The organism is Xanthobacter sp. DMC47, from assembly GCF_056313845.1.
The window spans coordinates 1,578,845-1,598,028 of sequence record NZ_JBQUZM010000001.1; the positions used below are offsets into that span (position 1 = coordinate 1,578,845).

The 19,184-nt window shown below is 69.3% G+C and carries 14 protein-coding genes; 9 read left to right on the forward strand and 5 right to left on the reverse strand.

Translation table 11 applies throughout. The features are described 5' to 3' along the window. Positions 1–40: 40 nt before the first annotated feature. The 5 genes from ACT54R_RS07305 to ACT54R_RS07325 all read left to right on the forward strand — a co-directional run bounded on the left by ACT54R_RS07305 (position 41) and on the right by ACT54R_RS07325 (position 7,353). Entirely contained in the window at positions 41–1,135 is a 1,095-nt protein-coding gene (locus ACT54R_RS07305; protein WP_476324962.1) for an efflux RND transporter periplasmic adaptor subunit, read from the forward strand. Beyond that, complete coding sequence (locus ACT54R_RS07310) at positions 1,132–4,221, forward strand: efflux RND transporter permease subunit (protein WP_476324964.1); 3,090 nt, start codon at positions 1,132–1,134, stop codon at positions 4,219–4,221. The genes ACT54R_RS07305 and ACT54R_RS07310 overlap by 4 nt, the downstream gene beginning before the upstream one ends. 125 nt (positions 4,222–4,346) lie before the next feature. Then, positions 4,347–5,372 (forward strand): patatin-like phospholipase family protein, encoded by a 1,026-nt coding sequence (locus ACT54R_RS07315; protein ID WP_476324967.1) that lies wholly within the window; start codon positions 4,347–4,349, stop codon positions 5,370–5,372. Between the two features lie 2 nt (positions 5,373–5,374). Then, complete coding sequence (locus tag ACT54R_RS07320; protein WP_476324969.1) at positions 5,375–6,838, forward strand: GntP family permease; 1,464 nt, start codon at positions 5,375–5,377, stop codon at positions 6,836–6,838. An 11-nt stretch (positions 6,839–6,849) separates the two neighbouring features. After that, positions 6,850–7,353 carry a YqhA family protein gene (locus tag ACT54R_RS07325; protein WP_168461540.1) on the forward strand — a complete coding sequence of 168 codons (504 nt, stop codon included), beginning with the start codon at positions 6,850–6,852 and terminating at the stop codon, positions 7,351–7,353. 40 nt (positions 7,354–7,393) lie between these two features. Here ACT54R_RS07325 and ACT54R_RS07330 read toward each other — a convergent pair whose 3' ends face one another. The 4 genes from ACT54R_RS07330 to pdxR all read right to left on the reverse strand — a co-directional run bounded on the left by ACT54R_RS07330 (position 7,394) and on the right by pdxR (position 14,241). Then, positions 7,394–8,926, reverse strand: a complete 1,533-nt coding sequence (locus ACT54R_RS07330; protein ID WP_476324971.1) for a class I adenylate-forming enzyme family protein — start codon at positions 8,924–8,926, stop codon at positions 7,394–7,396. A 67-nt stretch (positions 8,927–8,993) separates the two neighbouring features. After that, entirely contained in the window at positions 8,994–11,888 is a 2,895-nt protein-coding gene (locus ACT54R_RS07335) for an HD domain-containing phosphohydrolase (protein ID WP_476324973.1), read from the reverse strand. A 91-nt stretch (positions 11,889–11,979) separates the two neighbouring features. After that, a complete protein-coding gene (locus ACT54R_RS07340; RefSeq protein WP_476324975.1) occupies positions 11,980–12,702 on the reverse strand; it encodes a class I SAM-dependent methyltransferase in 723 nt (240 codons plus the stop codon). Positions 12,703–12,714: 12 nt separating this feature from the next. Continuing rightward, positions 12,715–14,241: a MocR-like pyridoxine biosynthesis transcription factor PdxR gene (gene pdxR / locus ACT54R_RS07345; protein WP_476324977.1), complete on the reverse strand. Its 1,527-nt coding sequence runs from the start codon at positions 14,239–14,241 to the stop codon at positions 12,715–12,717. 208 nt (positions 14,242–14,449) lie between these two features. Here pdxR and ACT54R_RS07350 point away from each other — a divergent pair, with 208 nt between their 5' ends. Together ACT54R_RS07350 and ACT54R_RS07355 are read left to right on the forward strand one after the other, a co-directional pair. Next, positions 14,450–14,974, forward strand: a complete 525-nt coding sequence (locus ACT54R_RS07350; protein WP_476324979.1) for a CinA family protein — start codon at positions 14,450–14,452, stop codon at positions 14,972–14,974. A 10-nt stretch (positions 14,975–14,984) separates the two neighbouring features. Further along, positions 14,985–15,959, forward strand: a complete 975-nt coding sequence (locus ACT54R_RS07355) for a CobW family GTP-binding protein (protein WP_476324981.1) — start codon at positions 14,985–14,987, stop codon at positions 15,957–15,959. A 115-nt stretch (positions 15,960–16,074) separates the two neighbouring features. On the opposite strand, the gene ACT54R_RS07360 is transcribed toward ACT54R_RS07355, so the two are convergent. Beyond that, complete coding sequence (locus tag ACT54R_RS07360; RefSeq protein ID WP_476324983.1) at positions 16,075–16,569, reverse strand: hypothetical protein; 495 nt, start codon at positions 16,567–16,569, stop codon at positions 16,075–16,077. A 295-nt stretch (positions 16,570–16,864) separates the two neighbouring features. Here ACT54R_RS07360 and ACT54R_RS07365 point away from each other — a divergent pair, with 295 nt between their 5' ends. Next, entirely contained in the window at positions 16,865–17,614 is a 750-nt protein-coding gene (locus ACT54R_RS07365) for an orotidine 5'-phosphate decarboxylase / HUMPS family protein (RefSeq protein WP_476324985.1), read from the forward strand. Then, positions 17,611–19,068, forward strand: coding sequence for an aldehyde dehydrogenase family protein (locus ACT54R_RS07370; protein WP_476324987.1), 1,458 nt, complete (start codon positions 17,611–17,613; stop codon positions 19,066–19,068). The genes ACT54R_RS07365 and ACT54R_RS07370 overlap by 4 nt, the downstream gene beginning before the upstream one ends. Positions 19,069–19,184 lie beyond the last annotated feature (116 nt).

A 19,184-nucleotide genomic window follows, 5' to 3' on the forward strand; every position in this document is an offset into this window, starting at 1 on the left:
CGTGCGCGACCATCGGGTATATCGCGGGCAGGATGCTGGCGTGCTCAAAGGTAAGCACATGCTGCTGGGCGTGCTCGGCGCGTGCTTCTTCCTTTCCGCCTGCGGCGAGGCGCAGAAGCCTCAGGCGCAGGAGCCGCGGCCGGTGCGCACCGTGGTCGCCACCAACCGCGCGGCAAGCGACACGTTGAGCCTCACCGGCGTGGTGGAGGCGCAGAACGAGGCCACCTACGGCTTCCGCATCTCCGGCCGCATCATCGACCGCCTCGTGAACGTGGGCGACCGCGTCGCCCCCGGGCAGGTGCTCGCCCGCCTCGATCCGCAGGACGAGCAGAACGCTCTGCGCTCGGCGCAGGCGGCGCTGGGCGCGGCCAATGCCAACCTCACCCAGACCCGCAACCAGTATGAGCGCCAGCGCCAGCTCCTCGCCCGCGGCTTTACCCCGCGCGCCCAGTATGAGCAGGCCGAGCAGGCCTTCCTGAACGCCCGCGCGCAGGTGGACGACGCGGAAGCGCGCCTGCAGATGGCCGAGGACCGCCTCGGCTTCACCGAATTGAAGGCCGACTCTGCCGGCGTCGTCACCCAGCGCCGGGCGGAGCCGGGCGAGGTGGTGCAGGCCGGCCAGCCGGTGATCGAGGTGGCGCGCCAGGACGGCCGCGACGCGGTGTTCGACGTGCCCGCCGCGCTGCTTTCCGGCCTGCCCGGAGATCCCGAGGTGACGGTGGCGCTGGCCACTGATCCCGCCGTTTCCGCCACCGGCCGGGTGCGCGAGGTGGCGCCGCAGGCCGATCCGGTGACCCGCACCTTCCGCGTGCGCGTCGGCCTCACCAATCCGCCTGAGGGGCTGCGCCTCGGCACCACGGTGGTCGGCCGGGTGATGGTGGACCGCGGGCCGGTGGTGGAAATCCCGGCGAGCGCCCTGACCCGCCTCAACGACAAGCCCGCCGTGTGGGTGGTCGATCCCAAGAGCCAGACCGTGGCGCTGCGCACCATCGAGGTGCTGCGCTTCGGCCCGGCCTCCGTCAGCGTCGGCGAGGGGCTGAAGCCCTCCGAGATCGTGGTGACGGCGGGCGTGCAGGCCCTGCATCCGGGCCAGAAGGTGCGCCTCCTCGCGGCGCCGGCGGGAGCCAGCCTGTGAGCGGCGGCTTCAACCTTTCAGCCTGGGCGCTGAAACACCGCTCCGTCATCCTCTACCTCATGGCCATCTCGGTGGTGGCCGGCCTGATGGCCTTCAAGAATCTCGGCCGGGCGGAAGACCCGACCTTCGTCATCAAGACCATGGTGGTGCAGGCCAACTGGCCCGGCGCCACCTTGGAAGAGACTTTCCGGCAGGTGACCGAACGCCTGGAGCGCAAGCTCCAGGAAGTGCCGAAGCTCGACTACCTCGAGAGCTACACCAAGCCCGGCGTCACCACCGTTTTCGTCCACCTGAAGGGCTCCGCCACCGGGGCCGAGGTGCCGGACATCTGGTATCACGTGCGCAAAAGCATCGCCGACATCCGCCACACCCTGCCTCAGGGCATCGTGGGGCCGTTTTTCAACGACGAGTTCGGCGACACCTTCGGCATCATCTACGGCTTCACGGCGGACGGCTTCTCCCATCGCGAGCTGCGCGACTATGTGGAGGAGGCCCGCTCCGAACTGCTGCACGTGCCGGACGTGTCGAAGATCGAGATCCTCGGCGCGCAGGACGAGCGCATCTTCATCGAATTCTCCATGCAGGAGCTGGCCAGCCTCGGCATCGACCGGCAGGCGGTGCTTCAGGCGCTGGCCGCACAGAACATCGTGCGGCCCTCCGGCGAGATCCAGACGGGCAAGGAGAACATCTCCGTCCGCGTCTCCGGCGCCTTCGCCTCCGAGGCCGACATCGCCAACGTGAACCTCGCGGTCAACGGGCGGCTGATCCGCCTCGCCGACATCGCCACCATCCGCCGCGGCTTCGCCGATCCGCCCCAGCCCATGTTCCGGGTCAACGGCAAGGATGCCATCGGCCTCGCCATCGCCATGCGCGACGGCGGCGACATCCTCGCCATGGGCGCCAACATCGACCGCGCCATGACGCGCATCCTCGCCGACATGCCGGTGGGCATCGACGCCACCTTGGTGGCCGACCAGGCGGTGACGGTGAAGAGCGCCATCTCCGAATTCATGGAGAGCCTGTGGCAGGCGGTGGGCATCATCCTCGTGGTGTCGTTCATCGCGCTCGGGGTCAGGGCCGGGGCCATCGTGGCGCTAGCCATCCCGCTGACGCTGGCCATCGTCTTCGCGCTGATGCAGCTCGCGCATATCGACATGCAGCGCATCTCGCTGGGCGCCCTCATCATCGCGCTGGCGCTCATGGTGGACGACGCCATGACCACCACCGACGCGACGCTGACGCGCCTCGCGGCCGGCGACGATCCGCCCACTGCGGCCTCCTACGCCTTCAAGGCCTATGCGGCGGCCATGCTGGCGGGCACGTTGGTGACGGTGGCGGGCTTCGTGCCCGTGGGCTTCGCCGCCTCCTCGGCGGGCGAATACACCTTCACCCTGTTCGCGGTGGTGGGCATCGCCCTCCTCGTCTCGTGGATCGTGGCGGTCCTGTTCGCCCCGCTCCTCCAGGTGCTCATCCTGCGCCCGCCGGCGAAGGACAAGATCCCGGATCCCGACGCCCCGCCGAAGGGCGTGATGGGGATGTACCGCGCCTTCCTCATCCTGTGCCTGCGTCTGCGCTGGGTGACGCTGGCCGTCACCGCCGGCCTGTTCGTGCTCTCCGTGCTGGCGCTGCCGCTGATCCCCCGGCAGTTCTTCCCCTCCTCGGACCGGCCCGAGCTGCTGGTGGACCTCGCCTCGCCGCAGAACGCCTCCATCTACGCCTCGCAGAGCGTCGCCGAGGCGTTCGACAAGGTGCTGGCGAACGATCCGGACGTGGCCCGCTGGTCCACCTATGTGGGCCGTGGCGCCATCCGCTTCTACCTGCCCCTCGACGTGCAGCTGCCCAACGATTTCTTCGCCCAGAGCGTGATCGTGGCGAAGGACGTGGCCGCGCGTGAGCGGCTGCGGGTGAAGCTGGAGAAGGTGCTCGCCACCGATTTCCCGCAGCTCGTGGCGCGCATCTCGCCGCTGGAGCTGGGGCCGCCCGTGGGCTGGCCGGTGCAGTATCGCGTCTCCGGCCCGGAGATCGAGAAGGTGCGCGCCATCGCGTTCGACCTCGCCAAGGTGATGGCCGAGAACCCCGAGGTGGAGACGGTCAACTACAACTGGATCGAGCCCGCCCGGCAGGTCTCCATCCGCGTGGACCAGGACGAGGCGCGGCTGCTGGGCCTCTCCACCGCGCAACTGGCCGGCGTGCTCAACACCGTGCTCTCCGGCCAGCCGGTGACGCAGGTGCGCGACGACATCTATCTCGTCAACGTGGTGGCCCGCGCCACCGACGAGGAGCGCGTGTCGCTGGCCTCCCTCGCCACCCTGCAGGTGCCGCTGCCCAACGGGCGCACCGTGCCGCTCTCGCAGATCGCCACCTTCGAGTACGGGCAGGACTATCCCGCCATCTGGCGGCGCGACCGGGTGCCCACCCTCACCGTCCAGTCGGATGTGAAGCGCGGCGTGCTGCCCGAGAGCGTGGTGGAGAAGCTCGATCCGCGGATCGAGGCCCTGCGCCGCACGCTTCCCGCCGGCTACGCCATCACCACCGGCGGCACGGTGGAGGAGAGCGCTTCATCCCTCGCCTCGGTGGTCGCCGTGGTGCCGGTGATGCTTCTGCTCATGTTCACCGTGCTAATGTTCGAGCTCAAAAGCTTCCAGCGCCTCGTCATCGTGCTGTCGGTGGCGCCGCTGGGCCTCATCGGCGTGGTGGCGGCGCTGCTCGCCTCCGGCCGCCCGCTGGGCTTCGTCGCCATCCTCGGCGTGCTGGCGCTCATCGGCATGATCACCAAGAATGCGGTCATCCTCATCGGCCAGATCGAAGCGGACCGCGCGGCGGGCAAGAACGTGTGGGATGCGGTGGTCTCCGCCTCCTCCATGCGCTTTCGGCCCATCATGCTCACGGCGGTCTCGACGGTGCTGGGCATGATCCCCATCGCGCCCACCGTGTTCTGGGGGCCCATGGCCTTCGCCATCATGGGCGGGCTTCTGGTGGGCACGCTTCTGACGCTCATCTTCCTGCCGGCGCTCTATGTGGCATGGTTCGGCCCCGACACCGGGCCGGAGCGCGTCGCGCAGCCGGTCAAGACGCAGCCGGCGTGACCGGCGCGCGGACGGCGGGCCTGACCCGCCGCCGCCAACGAGAACAGACGGCCCGAGGAAAAGCCCGCCACGCCAACGGCAACCGGCCCGCACCCGATGCGGCCCGTGTGTGAATGAGGTCCAAGATGGAACGGGAACCGGTACTCGTCGATCTCGCCCTGCAGGGCGGCGGCTCCCACGGGGCCTTCACCTGGGGCGTGCTCGACCGGCTGCTCGACGAGCGCTGGCTCGAGATCGAGGGCGTCTCCGGCACCTCGGCCGGTGCCATGAATTCCGCCGTGCTGGCGGACGGCTACGCCGCCGGCGGCCGTGAGGGCGCGAAGCTGGCGCTGGAAAGCTACTGGACCCACGTCTCGGAAGCCGCGCGCTTCAGCCCGTTCAAGCGCTCGCCCTTCGACAAGATGCTCGGCCGCTGGTCCATGGACACCGCGCCGGGCTTCCTGATGATGGATTTCATGACGCGCATGTTCTCGCCCTACCAATACAACCCCCTGGGCGGGAACGCGCTGGCGCCGATCCTCGAAAAACAGATCGACTTCGACCGGCTGCGCTCCTCCCCTATCAAGGTGTTCATCACCGCCACCAATGTACGCACCGGCCGCCCGCGCGTGTTCCGCAACGCCGAGATCACGCCCGACGTGCTGATGGCCTCCGCCTGCCTGCCCACGCTGTTCCAGGCGGTGGAGATCGACGGCGAGGCCTATTGGGACGGCGGCTATTCCGGCAACCCGACGCTGGCGCCGCTGGTGAGCGAGCTGAAGTCGGACGACACCATTCTCGTGCCCATCAATCCGCTGGAGCGGCCGGGCACGCCCAAGACGCCGGGCGAGATCCTCAACCGCCTCAACGAGGTGTCGTTCAATTCGGTGGCGGTGAAGGAGCTGTACATGATGGCGCTACTCCAGCGCCATGTGCATGAACTCTCCGGCGACACGGAAGCCTGCAACTGGGCACGGATGCGTGTTCATGTCGTACGCAACCCCATCATGAACGAACTCGGCTTCTCCTCGAAGCTGAATGCGGAATGGGACTTCCTCACCTGGCTGAGGGACGAAGGCCGCAAGGCCGCCGAGGTGTTCCTCGCCGATCACGGGCACGACATCGGCAAGGCCTCCACCGTCAATTTCGACCAGCTGATGGCGGAGCTTTGAGCATGGGTCTCCTCGGCATTCTGGTCGGCCTCGCCGTCCTCATCTTCCTCGCCTTCCGCGGCTCCTCGATCCTCATCCTCGCGCCCATCGCGGGGCTGATCGCGGCGGCCTTCTCCGGCGAGCCGCTGCTGGCGAGCTGGACGCAGACCTTCATGCGCAACGCGGCGGATTTCGTCGCGCAATTCTTCCCGCTGTTCCTGCTCGGCGCGGTGTTCGGCAAGCTGATGGAGGATTCCGGCTCGGTCACCTCCATCGCCAACACCATGACGGAAAAGCTCGGCCCCAGCCGCGCCATCCTGGCGGTGGTGCTGGCCGGCGCCATCGTCACCTATGGCGGCGTCTCGCTGTTCGTCGCCTTCTTCGTGCTCGCGCCCATGGGCGTCGCGCTGTTCCGCGCGTCCGGTGTGCCGCGGCGGCTGATGCCGGCGGCCATCGCGCTCGGCACCTCCACCTTCACCATGTCGGCCATGCCCGGCACCCCCTCCATCCAGAACGCCATCCCCATGCCCTTCTTCGGCACCACGCCCTTCGCGGCGCCGGGGCTCGGCATCATCGCCTCGCTCATCATGCTGGGCTTCGGCATGTGGTGGCTGAAGCGGCGGGAGAACGCCGCCCGCGCCGCCGGCGAGGGCTTCGGCTCGCTCATCGCCGCGCCGGATGAGAGCGCGGACCTTGCGGCGGACGACCCCATCGTGCGCGAGCGCGCCTCCACCGCCGGCCCGTTCGACCCCTCCGAGATCCATTCCAGCGATGAATCCCCCCGCACGCCGCCGATCCTCCTGGCGGCGCTGCCCATCGTGGTGGTGATCGTGGTCAACCTCCTGATGTCCTTCGTGGTGCTGCCGCGCATGGATGTGAGCTTCCTCGCCGATCCCCGCTGGGGCGGCGTCACGCTCTCTGCGGTGGGCGGCGTGTGGTCGGTGATCGTGGCGCTAGCGGCGGCCATCGTCACCTGCATCATCATCAACTTCCGCAGCGTGCCCGAGCTGCGCGCCACCATGACGGCGGGCGCCAACGCCTCGGTGCTGCCCATCCTCGCGGTGGCGAGCCTCGTCGGCTTCGGCGCAATCGTCGCGGCGCTGCCCGCCTTCGCGGACGTGCGCAACTGGGTGCTCGGCATCGGCGGCGGCCCTTTGGTGTCGCTGGCGGTGGCCACCAACATCCTCGCTGCGCTCACCGGCTCGGCCTCCGGCGGCCTCACCATCGCCCTGGACGCGCTGGGGCCGACCTACATGAAGATCGCAGCGCAGATCGGCATGGACCCCTCCCTCATGCACCGTGTCGCCGTCATCGGCTCGGGTACGCTGGACAGCCTGCCCCACAACGGCGCGGTGGTGACGCTGCTGTCCGTGTGCGGCGTGACCCACAAGGAGGGCTACCTCGACATCGTAATGGCCGCCGTTGTGGGCGCGCTCATCGCGCTCGCCGCAGTGATCGGCCTCGGCACCGTCCTGGGCAGCTTCTGAGGGGATCGGTGATGCGCAAGGCGATCGTGCGGCTGGTGACGCTGAGCCGCTGGGCCATGGTGCCGCTGTTCGCCGGCCTCGCGGTGGGCCTCGCGCTGCTCGTCGTCGCGTTCCTGATGGAACTGGTGCGCTTCGCCATCGCCCTGCCGGGGATGAACGAGACGCACGTCATCATGGGCATCCTCACCCTCATCGACCTTGCCTTGGTGGGTGGGCTGCTGGTGGTGGTGATCGCCTCGGGCTACGAGAACTTCGTCGAGAAGATCGACCGCGCCGATACCCCGGCCTCGCCCGCCTGGATGACGCGGATTTCCTTCTCGGGCCTCAAGCTGAAGCTGTTCGCCTCGCTCATGGCCATCACCGGCATCACGCTGCTGAAGGCGCTGATGCGGCTCGAGACGGACGTGAGCGAGACGCAGGTGAGGTGGCTGGTGGTCGCCAACATCATCTTCGTCGCCGCCTACGCGGTGCTGGCGCTCACCGACCGCTTCCACCCCAGCACCCGGGACGATTGAGAGGGGATCTCGGCGGCAAAGCCCCCGCCCCCGAGCGCCCCTACCCCCTGAGCGCGCGGCGCATCACCTTGCCGGAGCCGGTGCGGGGCAGTTCCTCGATGAAGACGTAGGCGCGCGGGCGCTTGTATTCGGCGAGGTGCTCCGCGGCATAGGCCTCCAGCGCCGCGGCGTCCACCTGAGCCCCCGTCTGCAGCACGACAAAGGCGGTGACGAGGGAGACCTCGCCCGATTGCGCCTCCGCCACCGCCACCTCCGCCACATCGGGATGGGCGGCGAGCGCGCGCTCCACCTCTTCCGGCGCCACACGATAGCCAAAGGCGTTCATCTGGTCGTCGGCCCGGCCCTCGTACCAGAGGTAGCCGTCCGCTTCGAAGCGGGCGAGATCGCCAGTGAGGAACCATTCGCCGCGGAGGACAGCCGCGGTCTCTTCCGGCAGGCCCCAATAGCCGAGCATCAGGCCGGGGTCGGAGCGGTGAACGGCAAGCACGCCGGTGTCGCCGGGCGGAAGGGGATGCAGCGCGTCCGGCGCCTCGCCCTCAGGCGGGAGCACGGCCACGCGCCGCCCCGCCTGCGGCTTGCCGGGACTGCCCGGCCGGGTCGGCACCGCGGGCCCCGAGGAGACGTAGGTGGAGATCTCGCTCATCCCCAGCGCTTCATAGAGCGGGCGCCCCGTCGCCTCCACCCATTCGCCGTGCAGCGCCGCCTTCAGCGCCTCGCCGGCGGTGAGGCCGTGGCGCAGGGCGGGAAAACGCCCGGGAGTGATCTGCGCATATTTCAGGATGCGCCGGTAGAGACCGGGCACGGCGGCGAACATCGTCGCGCCGGTCTCTTCCAGCAAGTCGGGCCAGGCGCCGGGCGGGCGATCGCCGAGATGGACGATGCTGGTCGCCCCCACCGCCCACGGGTCCATGAGGCCGACGCCCAGCGTATAGGTCCAGTTGAACGCGCCGGCGTGAAACAGCAGGTCATCGCCCTTCAGGTCATGCCAGCCGGCACGCATGGGCACGCGCCCGAGCCCCACCCTCTGGCCGTGGGCGACGCCCTTGGGCCGGCCGCTGGTGCCCGAGGTGAAGACCAGGAAGGCGAGATCGTCCGCATCCGTGGCGGCGAAATCGATGGCCGCTGCGGCGCCGAGCCGCGCCATGCCGGCGGCATCGATCACATGCACCCCCTCGCGCGGCGCCGGCATCACGCCCGATCCGTCGCCCACCACCAGGACCGCGCCGGAATCGTCAAGGATCATCTCCACCTCGTGCCCCGTGAGCTGGGTGGAGGTGGGGATGGGTGCCAGCCCCGCGGCAATGGCGCCGAAGAACATCAGAGGAAACTCGGAGGTGTTCCCCACCCGGAGCAGCACCCGCGATCCGCGCGGCAGGCCGTATTCCGCGAAGCCGCCGGCCACGCGCAGCACTGCGGCGGTGAGGTCGCCGTAGCTCCACCGCTCGATGATGCGCCCCTTCGACCCTTCGGCCACCAGCAAGGCGGGCTTCGCCGCATCAGCACCGGCGGACGCAAGGCAGAAGCGGGCGAGGTTGAAGGGGCGGGAGGGGGCCTGATTCACCGTCTCGATCATGCGCCGATCATGGCTGCCGCGCCCCGCCCGCGCCAGCGCTATTGCAAAGGCTGCGCTGGGGCGCGCGTCAGGCGACCGCCTGAAGCTGGCCGCACAGGGCCGCCACATCCACCGCATCGTTCTGGTCGGCGCGCAGGAAGCGGCCGGCATAGGTCTCCCACAGCCGGGACCTGAGGAAATAGGCCACCACCTCCGGATCGAGATGCCCCTCCCGGCCCATGGAGACGAGGATGCGCATGGCTTCCGACAGGCTCTTCGCCGGCTTGTAGGGGCGATCCGAGGCGGTGAGCGCCTCGAACACGTCGGCCACCGCCATCACCCGCTCGGGCAGTGTGAGGCCGTCGGCGGCGATGCGGCGGGGATAGCCCTTGCCGTCCATGCGCTCGTGATGGGTGGCGGCGAGTTCGGGCACCCGCTCCAGCCCTTCGGGCCAGGGCAGCGCCTTAAGCATGATATAGGTCTGCACCACGTGGTCGTTGACCTTGAACCGCTCCTCGTCGTTCAGCGTACCGCGGCGGATGGAGAGGTTGTAGAGTTCGCCGAGGTTCTGGGCGGCCGGCGGCAGGCGCATGTCGAAGCCGTAGCGATTGGCCGGATCGCCCTTCTCGACCGGAGGCCGGATGGAGCCCCAGGGGTGGATGTGCTCGGGCTTGTCGGCGAGAAGATGCTCCTCGGCCGGCAGCGCGGGGGCCGGAAGGCCGGCGAGATGCGCCTCCTCCTCCCGCGACAGGCCGAGCCGGTCGTCGAAATGCCGGGTCCAGGTGCGCTTCGCGATTTCGGCGAGGCGGGCGAGGGACTCGTCGGTCATGAACTCCCCACCCACATTGGAGCGGGCGACGAAGGCGAAGTCGTCAGCAAGACGCGCCTCCTCCTCGGCCAGCATCTGCGCCGAGGCGGACGCATCCGCGCCGGCGGCGAGGCGCGTGAGATGGGCGATGCGGGCATCGCGCAGCAGCACCTCGAAGCGGGTGCGCACCTCGTGGATGCGGTTGTGGACCGCCTCGAGCTTGGTCGCCTTGTCGATGATGTGCTCGGGACTCGTCACCTTGCCGCAATCGTGCAGCCAGGAGCCCACCCGAAAGGCGCGGCGATCTCCCTCGCTGAGGGTGAAGTCGCGATAGGGGCCGTCCGCGTCGGCGGCCATGCGCGAGACGATCATGTCGGCCAGTTCCGGCACGCGGCGGCAATGGGCGCCGGTATAGGGGCTCTTGGCGTCGATGGCGTCGGCCACGAGAAGGATCAACCCTTCCAGCAGCCGCCCTTGCTCCTCCATCAGCCGCCGCGTCTCGATGGAGATGGCAAGCGTGCCGGAAAGCTGGCGCGCGAAGGCGATGAAGGCGCCGCTATGGTGAACGGCATCGGCGCCATGGACCAGCACCAGGAGGCCGATGGGGCGCCCCTTGCGGTCGCGCAGCGGCAGCGCAAGCCGTTCCGCGCCGCCGGCATCGACCGGCCCGACCGTCTCCGGCGCATCGAGCACGGACAGGGGCAGCACCGCCGGCATATCGGCGGAGGCGTCGGCCTCCTCGCGGACATCGGCGGCGACCTGCAGGTCGCGGGACGCTCCATCCACCAGGTAGACCACCCCGCGCGTGCAGGACGTACCCTTCACGGTGGCGGCGAGCACCTGCTCCAGCATCCGGTCGAGCTGCGGCTCGCAGGCGATAATCTCGCTGGTGGCGAGGAAGTCGCGGATGGTTTCGCCCACCGTGTCGAGCACCCTGTGGAAGTCGGCGATCTCGCGGATGAAGCTGCCCACCCTGGCCGGGCGGCCGAAGTCGAACCGGGTCAGGCGCTGCGCCTGCTCGGCCAGTTCGTTCAGCCCATGCCCGAGGCGCTGGCCGGCGAACCAGCCGATGACGATGAAGCCGAGCGCAATGCCGCCGCTGACCCACATCTGGCGTTCCAGGCGCGCCCGCAGCGGGGCGAGGACCTCATTGCGCGGCACCGCCATGACCAGCGTGTTGCGCCGATTGGCGCGGGCATTGAGCTGCGCCTTGACGCCCAGCCAGTCCTGTCCGTCGGCGCGGAAGCGCGCCGGCCCGCGCGCGGGCATGGCGAGACCGTCCAGTTCGGCGAGCGGACCCGACTTAAGGTCGCGCAGGGGCACGATCTTATCCGGCATGGCGGAGACGGTGCCGGCATAGGCGATGACCCAGCCTGCCTGATCGACGATCGCCACCTCGGTCCCGGGCGTAGGCCGCAAGCCGTCCAACTCGCGGGCGATGTCGGTCAGCGAGAGATCGAGGCCGATCACCGCATCGACCCCCGCCACCTTGCGGCTGGCCGTGACGCCCACCTCGCCGGTCGACGGGAACACATAGGGCGCGGTCACATGCTGGCCCGGCTGTGCCATGGCGCCGAGATACCATTCGCGCTGGCGAGGATCGCGCGGGAGCGACGTCGCGGCGGGACGCTCCGCAATCGTGCGCATGTCCTCGTCGTAGAAGCGCCAGACGCCGACAGGCTGGCCAGCCGGCCCGGCGGCCTGCTCCGCCGTGATGATATGGGCGAGGAAGCGAGTGCCCCCCGGCGCTGACTGGCGGGCCGCGTCGGGCGGATCGAGCGCCAGCAGCCGCACGAAATTCCCGTCGCCATAGGCGAAGGTGATGGAGCTGAGGAAGGGCATGCTGGCGAACACCGGTCGCAGCGCCCCGAGGTGATCGAGCAGCGTGTCCGGCCCGCCGGTCACCGCGCTGCCGTCGCTGGCGAGGATCTCCAACGCCACCGTGCCGGGCAGGGCGCGGTTCTCCACCTTCTCCGTGATGAGCTGGCCCAGCAGAGCCGCGCGTTCCAGTGTCGCGTTCAGCAACGCATCCCGCCCATTGGTCCAGGCCTGCCAGAGCAGAACGCCGGAGAGCAGAACCATGGCCGTCACCACGGCGAGGGCGAACAGCAGCCGCAAAGGCAGGGTCCATCCGGCCCGGCCCTTGGGCCACGCGGATGCAGACGACGATTCCATGGACGCTCCCCAACATGCACGGATGCTTGCCGCGCAAATTTGGGCGCAACGCTAAAACTTAAATTATATCAATTCATTAATCAGCCATTGGTTACCGCTCGGAGGTCTCCTGACATCGCGCCAGCAACAGGGCGCGGTGGGGCTGTTCCAGGCGGATGCCAGCCGCCTCCGCAACGCCCCAGCGGGCCAGAAGCGCCTCGACGGCACCACGATGCCGTTCCGCCGCTGCGGCGCGCGCGGGATCGACGGCAACCGCCCGCGCGAGGAAGCTATCCACCCCGGCGACACGACGCACGTCGTCGTAATCGAGCCGACGCACCGCCTGTGCCGCTCCGCGCGCAATGCAGTCCAAGAGGGCGTCCTGCGCGAGGCCGCGGATGGCGGTCTCATCCTCCACCGGCCGCAGCACCTCGAAGTAGCTGCCTTCGGCCAAGGGCTCCACCACCAGCACCGGCCCACGGCTGACCCTGAGCGCCTCGCCAAGCGCCGCCGCCATCAGTTGCGTCGGGACATGGTGAAGGCTGTTGAGGAAGACCACGGCGTCGAAGCTTCCGTCCGCGAAAGGCAACGCCTCGGCACCGGCCTCGGTGAACGTCGCCTCCGGCACCGCCGCCCGCGCCGCCGCGATGGCCTGCGGCCCCGGATCGATGCCGTGGACGCACGCGCCCCGCGCTGTCAGCGCCCGCGCCAGCGCGCCATGGCCGCAGCCGATATCGAGGAGGGAACGCCCGTTGAGCGGCCCGAGCCAGTCCTCGATCACCGCCAACGCCGTGCCCTCCGGCCGCCGCACCGTATCTGATGGATGTCCGCTCATCGCGTTCTGTCCCTAAAGCGCGCCGCGCAGCCGGTGGATGCCGGCCTCGATCTGCTCCTCGGCGAGGGAGGCGTAGCCGAGGAGGAGCCAGTCGTTGCTCACGTCGGCAGTGCCGTATTCATGCCCGCCGCCGTTCGGGATGGTGTAGAGGCCGACGTTGCGGCTCTTGGCCAGCGCTGCCATCTGGTGCGCGCGGGGCAGGCCGGGGGGCAGCTTCCAGGCGAGGTGGGTGCCCGCCTCCGTGCCGCGCAGCTCCACCCGCCCGAAGGCATCGCGCAAGGCGGAGACCAGCACATTGCGGCGCTGCTGGTAGCGCAGCCGCACCCGTCGTAGATGGCGCACGAAGCCCCCCGTATGCAGGAATTCGGCGAGTGCCGCCTGCTCCAGCCACACATGGCCGTTGTCGAGCAGCGCCTTCGCCGCGCCCGCAGCCGGGGCGAGGTGATCAGGGAAGATGGCGAAGCCGGTCCTTAGCCCGGCGCCCAGTGATTTTGAGAAAGTGCCGAGATAGATCACGTTTTCCGGGCTCATGGCTTTGAGCGCCGGCAGCAGCATTCCGCCATAGTGGAACTCGCTGTCGTAATCGTCCTCGATCAGATAGGCCCCGGTGCGATCGGCCCAGGAGAGCAGTTGCTGCCGCCGCTCCAGCGAGAGAACCCCGCCCATGGGATATTGGTGCGAGGGCATCACATAGGCGAGCTGCGCCGCCACTCCGGCGAGGCGCGACGTGTCGATGCCCTGCTCGTCCACCGGCAGCGGGTGGAGGCGCATGTTGACGCTCTCGAACAGATAGGCGGCGCCCTGGCTGCAGGGGTTTTCCACCACCACCGCGTCGCCCTCCCGCGCCAGCACCCGGAGCGCGAGGTTGAGGGCGAGCTGCGCACCCGCGACGATCACCACCTGCTCAGGCCGCACATGGATGTCGCGCATCACCGCCACATGGTCGGCGATGGCGGTGCGCAGGGCCATCAGCCCACACGGCTCGCCATATTCGGTGAGATTGTGCCCCGCCACCGCGAGGGCATGCAGCACGAGGCGCCGCCACGTCTTCAGCGGGAAGGCGCGCGGATCGGTGCGCTGGGGCCAGAAATCGATGGGGATGCGGCTGGTGTTGAGGATAGAATGGGGCCGCCCGGTGAACGCGGCGGGCGCGAGCTTTTCCGGCGAGCGTCGCTCCACCGGAGCCTCCGCCCGAACTGTCGACGTCGCCGCGGCCGACGCGGACGCACTTACCGACGCACTCACCGATGCACTCATGGCCGCCTCGGGCACCACCGTGGCCACATAGGTTCCGACCATGGGGCGGGTCACGAGATAGCCCTCGTTGATGAGCCGCTCATAGGCGAACGTCACCGAATTGCGCGAGACGCCAAGCTGCTGGGCGAGATGGCGGGAGGACGGCACCGCCGCCTCTGCCTTCAATCGCCCGTCGAGGATCTGCTGGCGGATCTGCTCGAAGAGCTGTTCCTGGAGGCTCAAGGCGGAGGCGCGGTCGAGGGAGATCAGCACGGCGTCGCAATCCCACGAGATCTTGCCCATGAGATCTTGGCCGGGGAGATCGTGGCCAGTGTCCGGGCAGCGCTGCATGTTGGCACCGGTTGGAGCCAGTTGCGAGAGGGCCAGTCGCTGACGGCGTTTTGGGACCACCCCGGCCGCTTGCTTGACTTACCGGCGGGGCGGCAACCATTTTCACCGTTGACGCGCGTGCTTTGTCCCAAAGGCCGCGCCCGCAGCCGAGGCGAACCGCATGCCCGAGACCGCTCTGCTCCAGGCGGACGAAACCTTATTTCCCGCGTCCCTCCTCACTCTCGCCGCCGACGTGCTCGCGGCCGCCCGCGCGCGGAACATCCGCCTTGCCGCCGCCGAGACGGTAACGTCGGGCCTGGTCGCCGCCTGCCTCACTTCAGTGTCCGGCGCCTCGGAAATCTTCGAGCGGGGCTATGTGCTCTACCATTCCTCGGCCAAGGCCACCGGCCTCGACGTGCCGGCCGCCGTCTCCGCCGCCCACGGCGCGGTGAGCGCTGAGGTCACGCGGGGCCTCGCCGAGGGCCTGCTCGGCCATTCCGAGGCGGGCGCCACCGTCGCCATCACCGGCTACGCCGGGCCGGGCGGGGGCAATGCGGTGAACCCCGTGGGCACCATCTTCGTCGCGGTGGCCACGCGCGACGGGGGTCTCGCGGAAGAGCGACACGTCTTCCCCGGCAGCCGGGACAACGTGCGCCTGTGCGCCGTGCGGGCTGCGCTCGCTCTGCTCAAGTCCCAGCTCGGCTGACACCCCGCGCATGAGCGACATCCCGGTCGTCCTCGTCACCGGCTTTCTCGGCGCGGGCAAGACGACCCTGCTCAACGATCTGCTGAAGCGCCCGGCGTTCCGCGACACCGCCGTCATCATCAACGAGGCGGGCGACGCCGGCATCGACCACGCGCTGATCGAGACGGGCAGCGACGAGGTGATGCTGCTGGAGGGCGGCTGCATCTGCTGCCGCATGAAGGGCTCGCTGAACGCCACGCTCAACGGCCTCCTGCGCCGCCGCGCCATGGACGGGCTCTCCTTCCGCCGGGTGGTGGTGGAAACGAGTGGCCTCGCCGACCCCGCGCCGGTGCTCCATGCGCTGATCGCCGATCCCGTGTTCAACCGGCACTTCTCCATCGCCGGCGTGACGACCGTGGTGGATGCGGCAAACTTCGCCGCCACCCTCGCTCACCATCCCGAGGGGATGACGCAGGTCGCCCTCGCCGACCGCATCCTCATCAGCAAGGCGGACCTTGCGACGGCGGACCAGCTCGCCGCCGCCGAGCGCGAGGTGGCCATGCTCAATCCCTTGGCGGAATGCCACGTGCTGCCGGCGACGGCACGCGACGGGACGCTGCTCTGGATCGACCCGCGTGAGACGCCGCGCCCGCTCAGCCGGCGCTTCTCGGCCACCGGCGCCGGCCATGCGGTCACAACCGCCTCCCTCGCCTTCCCCGGCCGCCTGACACAGGATGAGGTGGATGCCTGGCTCGACCGTGTGAGCGATCTGTTCGGCGCCACCTTGCTGCGCCTCAAGGGCATCCTGCATCTCGAAGAGGTGCCGCAGCCGGTCGTGCTGCACGGGGTGCAGGGGCTGGTCTATTCCCCCGGGCTCCTCGCCCACGCGGCGGACGGCGAGAACCGCATGGTCCTCATCGCCCGCGGCATCGAGGAGCAGGACCTCGCCGACGCGCTGACCTTGCTCGCCGGCATGGCCCGGCGCCGGCCCAAGGCCGGCGCCTAGAGCAATTCCGGCGAACTCCGGTTCACCGGAATTGGTCTATGTCTCTGAGTTTTCGCATTTTCTTCACGCGAACCGGAATCCACTTCGCTTGAAAATGCTCTAGGTCGAAGGCAGATCACCCGCCGTTGGCCTGGACGCACTGGTTGACGCGGGCCCACGCCTCCTTGGCGCGCTTGCCGAGATTGACCGTGCCCACATCCTCGGAATCCGGCAGCGAGAACTGGTAGGCGCCAGCGGTCGCAATATGATCGATGGCGACGAAGGGCATGATGAACCACATGCGGTTGCCATCGGCGCCGCCCGGCACGGTCCATTCCAGCATGCCGCGCGGCTTGCCGGGGACGTTGACGATGGTGCCCTTGAAGTCGCCCTTGCGACCCTCGGCCTTGACGCTCATGTAAACGTGGCCGTCGGTGCGTCGGGCGATGATGTCGTCACGGTTGCCGACCTTGCGCGTGGCGCGGCAGTTGACGATGCCGGACTTCTCCGTGGTGGCGGTGAAGGTCCAGCCATCGAAGCCCGCCCCATAGGGCTTGACCTGGGCCTGCGCGCCCCCAGCGGTGGCAAGGGTGGCGGCGACGGCGAGCGCGGCGAGAATACCCGTCTTCATGTGCGGCCTTCTGGGTCGGAGATGAGGGGTGAATGATGGGGCGTTGCGCCCTGCCGGCTCGCCCCCCGGTCAAGCTCAAGCAAGGCCATGTGTATGAAATATCGGCTGAATGCAAGCTGAACACAGCGTGGCCGAATGCCGGCGCGCGCCGGGCTGAATGCGGGCGGCCGCGTTGATCGCACCGACTGGCCCCATGATCGAGACTGGCCCCATGAGCCCGCCACGAGCCGGCGCTACCGTGGACCCCTGCCCCGCCCTAGCGTTCAGGCACAGGATGGAAACGAGCGAGACCGCAATGGCCAGCACTTTTTCGGCGAAGACCTTCTCCGGCACCGTGGGCATCGTCCCCGCCCTCGATATCGAGACGCAGGAGAAGTTCGATGCGGTGGTGAAGGCGACGAGCGGCGTCCCCGGCGTCGCCGGCTACAAGCTCGGCCTCACCAGCGTGCTGCGCCATGGCCTGAAGGAGTCCATGCGGCGGGTGCGCGACCTCACCGACCTGCCGATCCTCTACGACCACCAGAAGGCCGGTCCGGACATGCCGGACATGGCCAAGAAGTTCACCGCCCTGTGCGCCGAGGCCGAGGTGGACGGGCTGATCCTGTTCCCCGTCGCCGGCCCCACCGCGGTGGACGGCTTCGTCGGCGAGGCACTCAAGGCCGGCATCGCGCCGGTGGTGGGCGGCGAGATTCCGGTGGCCGATTACGGCGTCTCCGGCGGCGGCTATCTGCTCGACAATGCGCTGGACCTCATCCTCGCCCGTGCGGCCGAGGGTGGCGCCGACCATTTCGTGCTGCCCGCCCACGATGCCGCCAAGGTCACCCGCTGGTCCGGCTGGATCGCCGCGAACGTGAAAAATCCGCTGGTGTTCCTCACCGGTTTCGGTTCGCTGGGCGGCACCATCGAGGGGGCGTTCGCCGCCGCGGCGGCCTGCCCGCGCCGCTTCGCCATCGTCGGCCGCCTCATCACCGACGCGAAGGACCCGGCCGCTGCCGCGGCGGCCCTCTATGAGAAGATGCAGGCGCTGGAGGCCGCGGCCTCATGACCGTCATGCTCCCCTCCCTCCATCGCGAGCCGTTTGTCGGCGGGCGCTTCGTGCCCGCCATGGGCGGTGACGTGGAGACGCTGGTCGATCCCTGGACCGGCGCACCCCTCGCGGACATCGCGCTCGCCGGGCCGGTGGAGGTGGAGGCGGCGATCCGCTCGGCGCGCCACGCCTTCGATGCCAGCGACTGGCCTCATCTGCCACCGATGGAGCGCGGTGCGGTGCTCCACCGCATCGCCGCCGGGATCAAGACCCGGCAGGACCAGTTCGCGCAGATCGAGGCGGTGAACGCCGGCAAGCCCATCTCCGGCGCCCTGCGCGAGGTGGAGGGCGCGATCCGCGTCTTCACTTATTATGCCGGGGCCATGGACAAGGTGTTCGGCGACACCATCCCCCTCGGCAAAGACCTTCTCGATTTCACATTGCGCGAGCCGTTGGGCGTGGTGGCGCAGATCGTGCCGTGGAATTTCCCGCTGCTCGGCGCCTCATGGAAGCTCGCCCCGGCGCTCGCCGCCGGTTGCGCCGCCATCCTCAAGCCCGCGCCGCTGACCCCGCTGAGCGCGCTGCTGCTCGCCGAAGTGTGCCGCGAGGCCGGCGTGCCGGACGGCTTCCTCTCCGTGCTGCCCGGCGGAGCGGACGTGGGGCGGCGGCTGGCGGAAGACCCGCGTATCGACGGCATCTCCTTCACCGGCTCCACGGCCGTGGGGTCGGAGGTGATGCGGCTCGCCTCCGGCTCCATCAAGCGCGTGGCGCTGGAACTCGGCGGCAAGAATGCCGCCGTCGTGTTCGCCGACGCGGACATGGAGAAGGCGGCGGCGAGCGCGGTGGCCTCCGGCTTCGGCAATGCCGGCCAGTCCTGCTCGGCCCGCTCGCGCCTGCTGGTGGAGCGCAGCGCGCTGGAGCCCTTCGCCCGCGCCTTCGCGCTGGCGGCCGCAAGGCTGAAGAACGGTCCTGCGCTGGACCCAGCGACCAATCTCGGCCCGCTCATCTCGTCTTCGCACCGGGATGCCGTGGACCGGACCGTTGCGCAGGCGCGCGAGGCGGGGGCGACGCTGGTGAGCGGCGGCGCGATGCCGGAGGGCGACGGCTTCTTCTATCCCGCCACCATCCTCTCGGGCGTGGGGCCGGACAATCCGGCCTTCAACCGGGAGATCTTCGGCCCGGTCTGCTCCCTCACGCCGTTCGACAGCGAGGCCGAGGCCATCGCGCTGGCCAATGACAGCGAGTATGGTCTCAATGGCTCCGTCTGGTGCCGCGACATCGGCCGCGCGCTGCGGGTGGCACGGGCCATGCGCACCGGCATGGTAGCCGTGAACGGCCTGCCCAGCGCCTCGAAGACCAGCGTGTTCGCGCCGTTCGGCGGCTACAAGCGCTCCGGAATCGGCCGCGAGCTTGGCCTTCAGGCGCTGGATTTCTACTGCGAGATCAAGAACGTGGTGGTGGACCTCACGTAGCGGAAGACAAAAGGAGCCACCGGCGGCGGGCTGGACCCATCGTTGTGTCGGCGGCTGGCTCTCAATGCCCGGCAAATGGCGTTGCTAACTTTTTGAACAGAGCGAAAGGCAAGGCG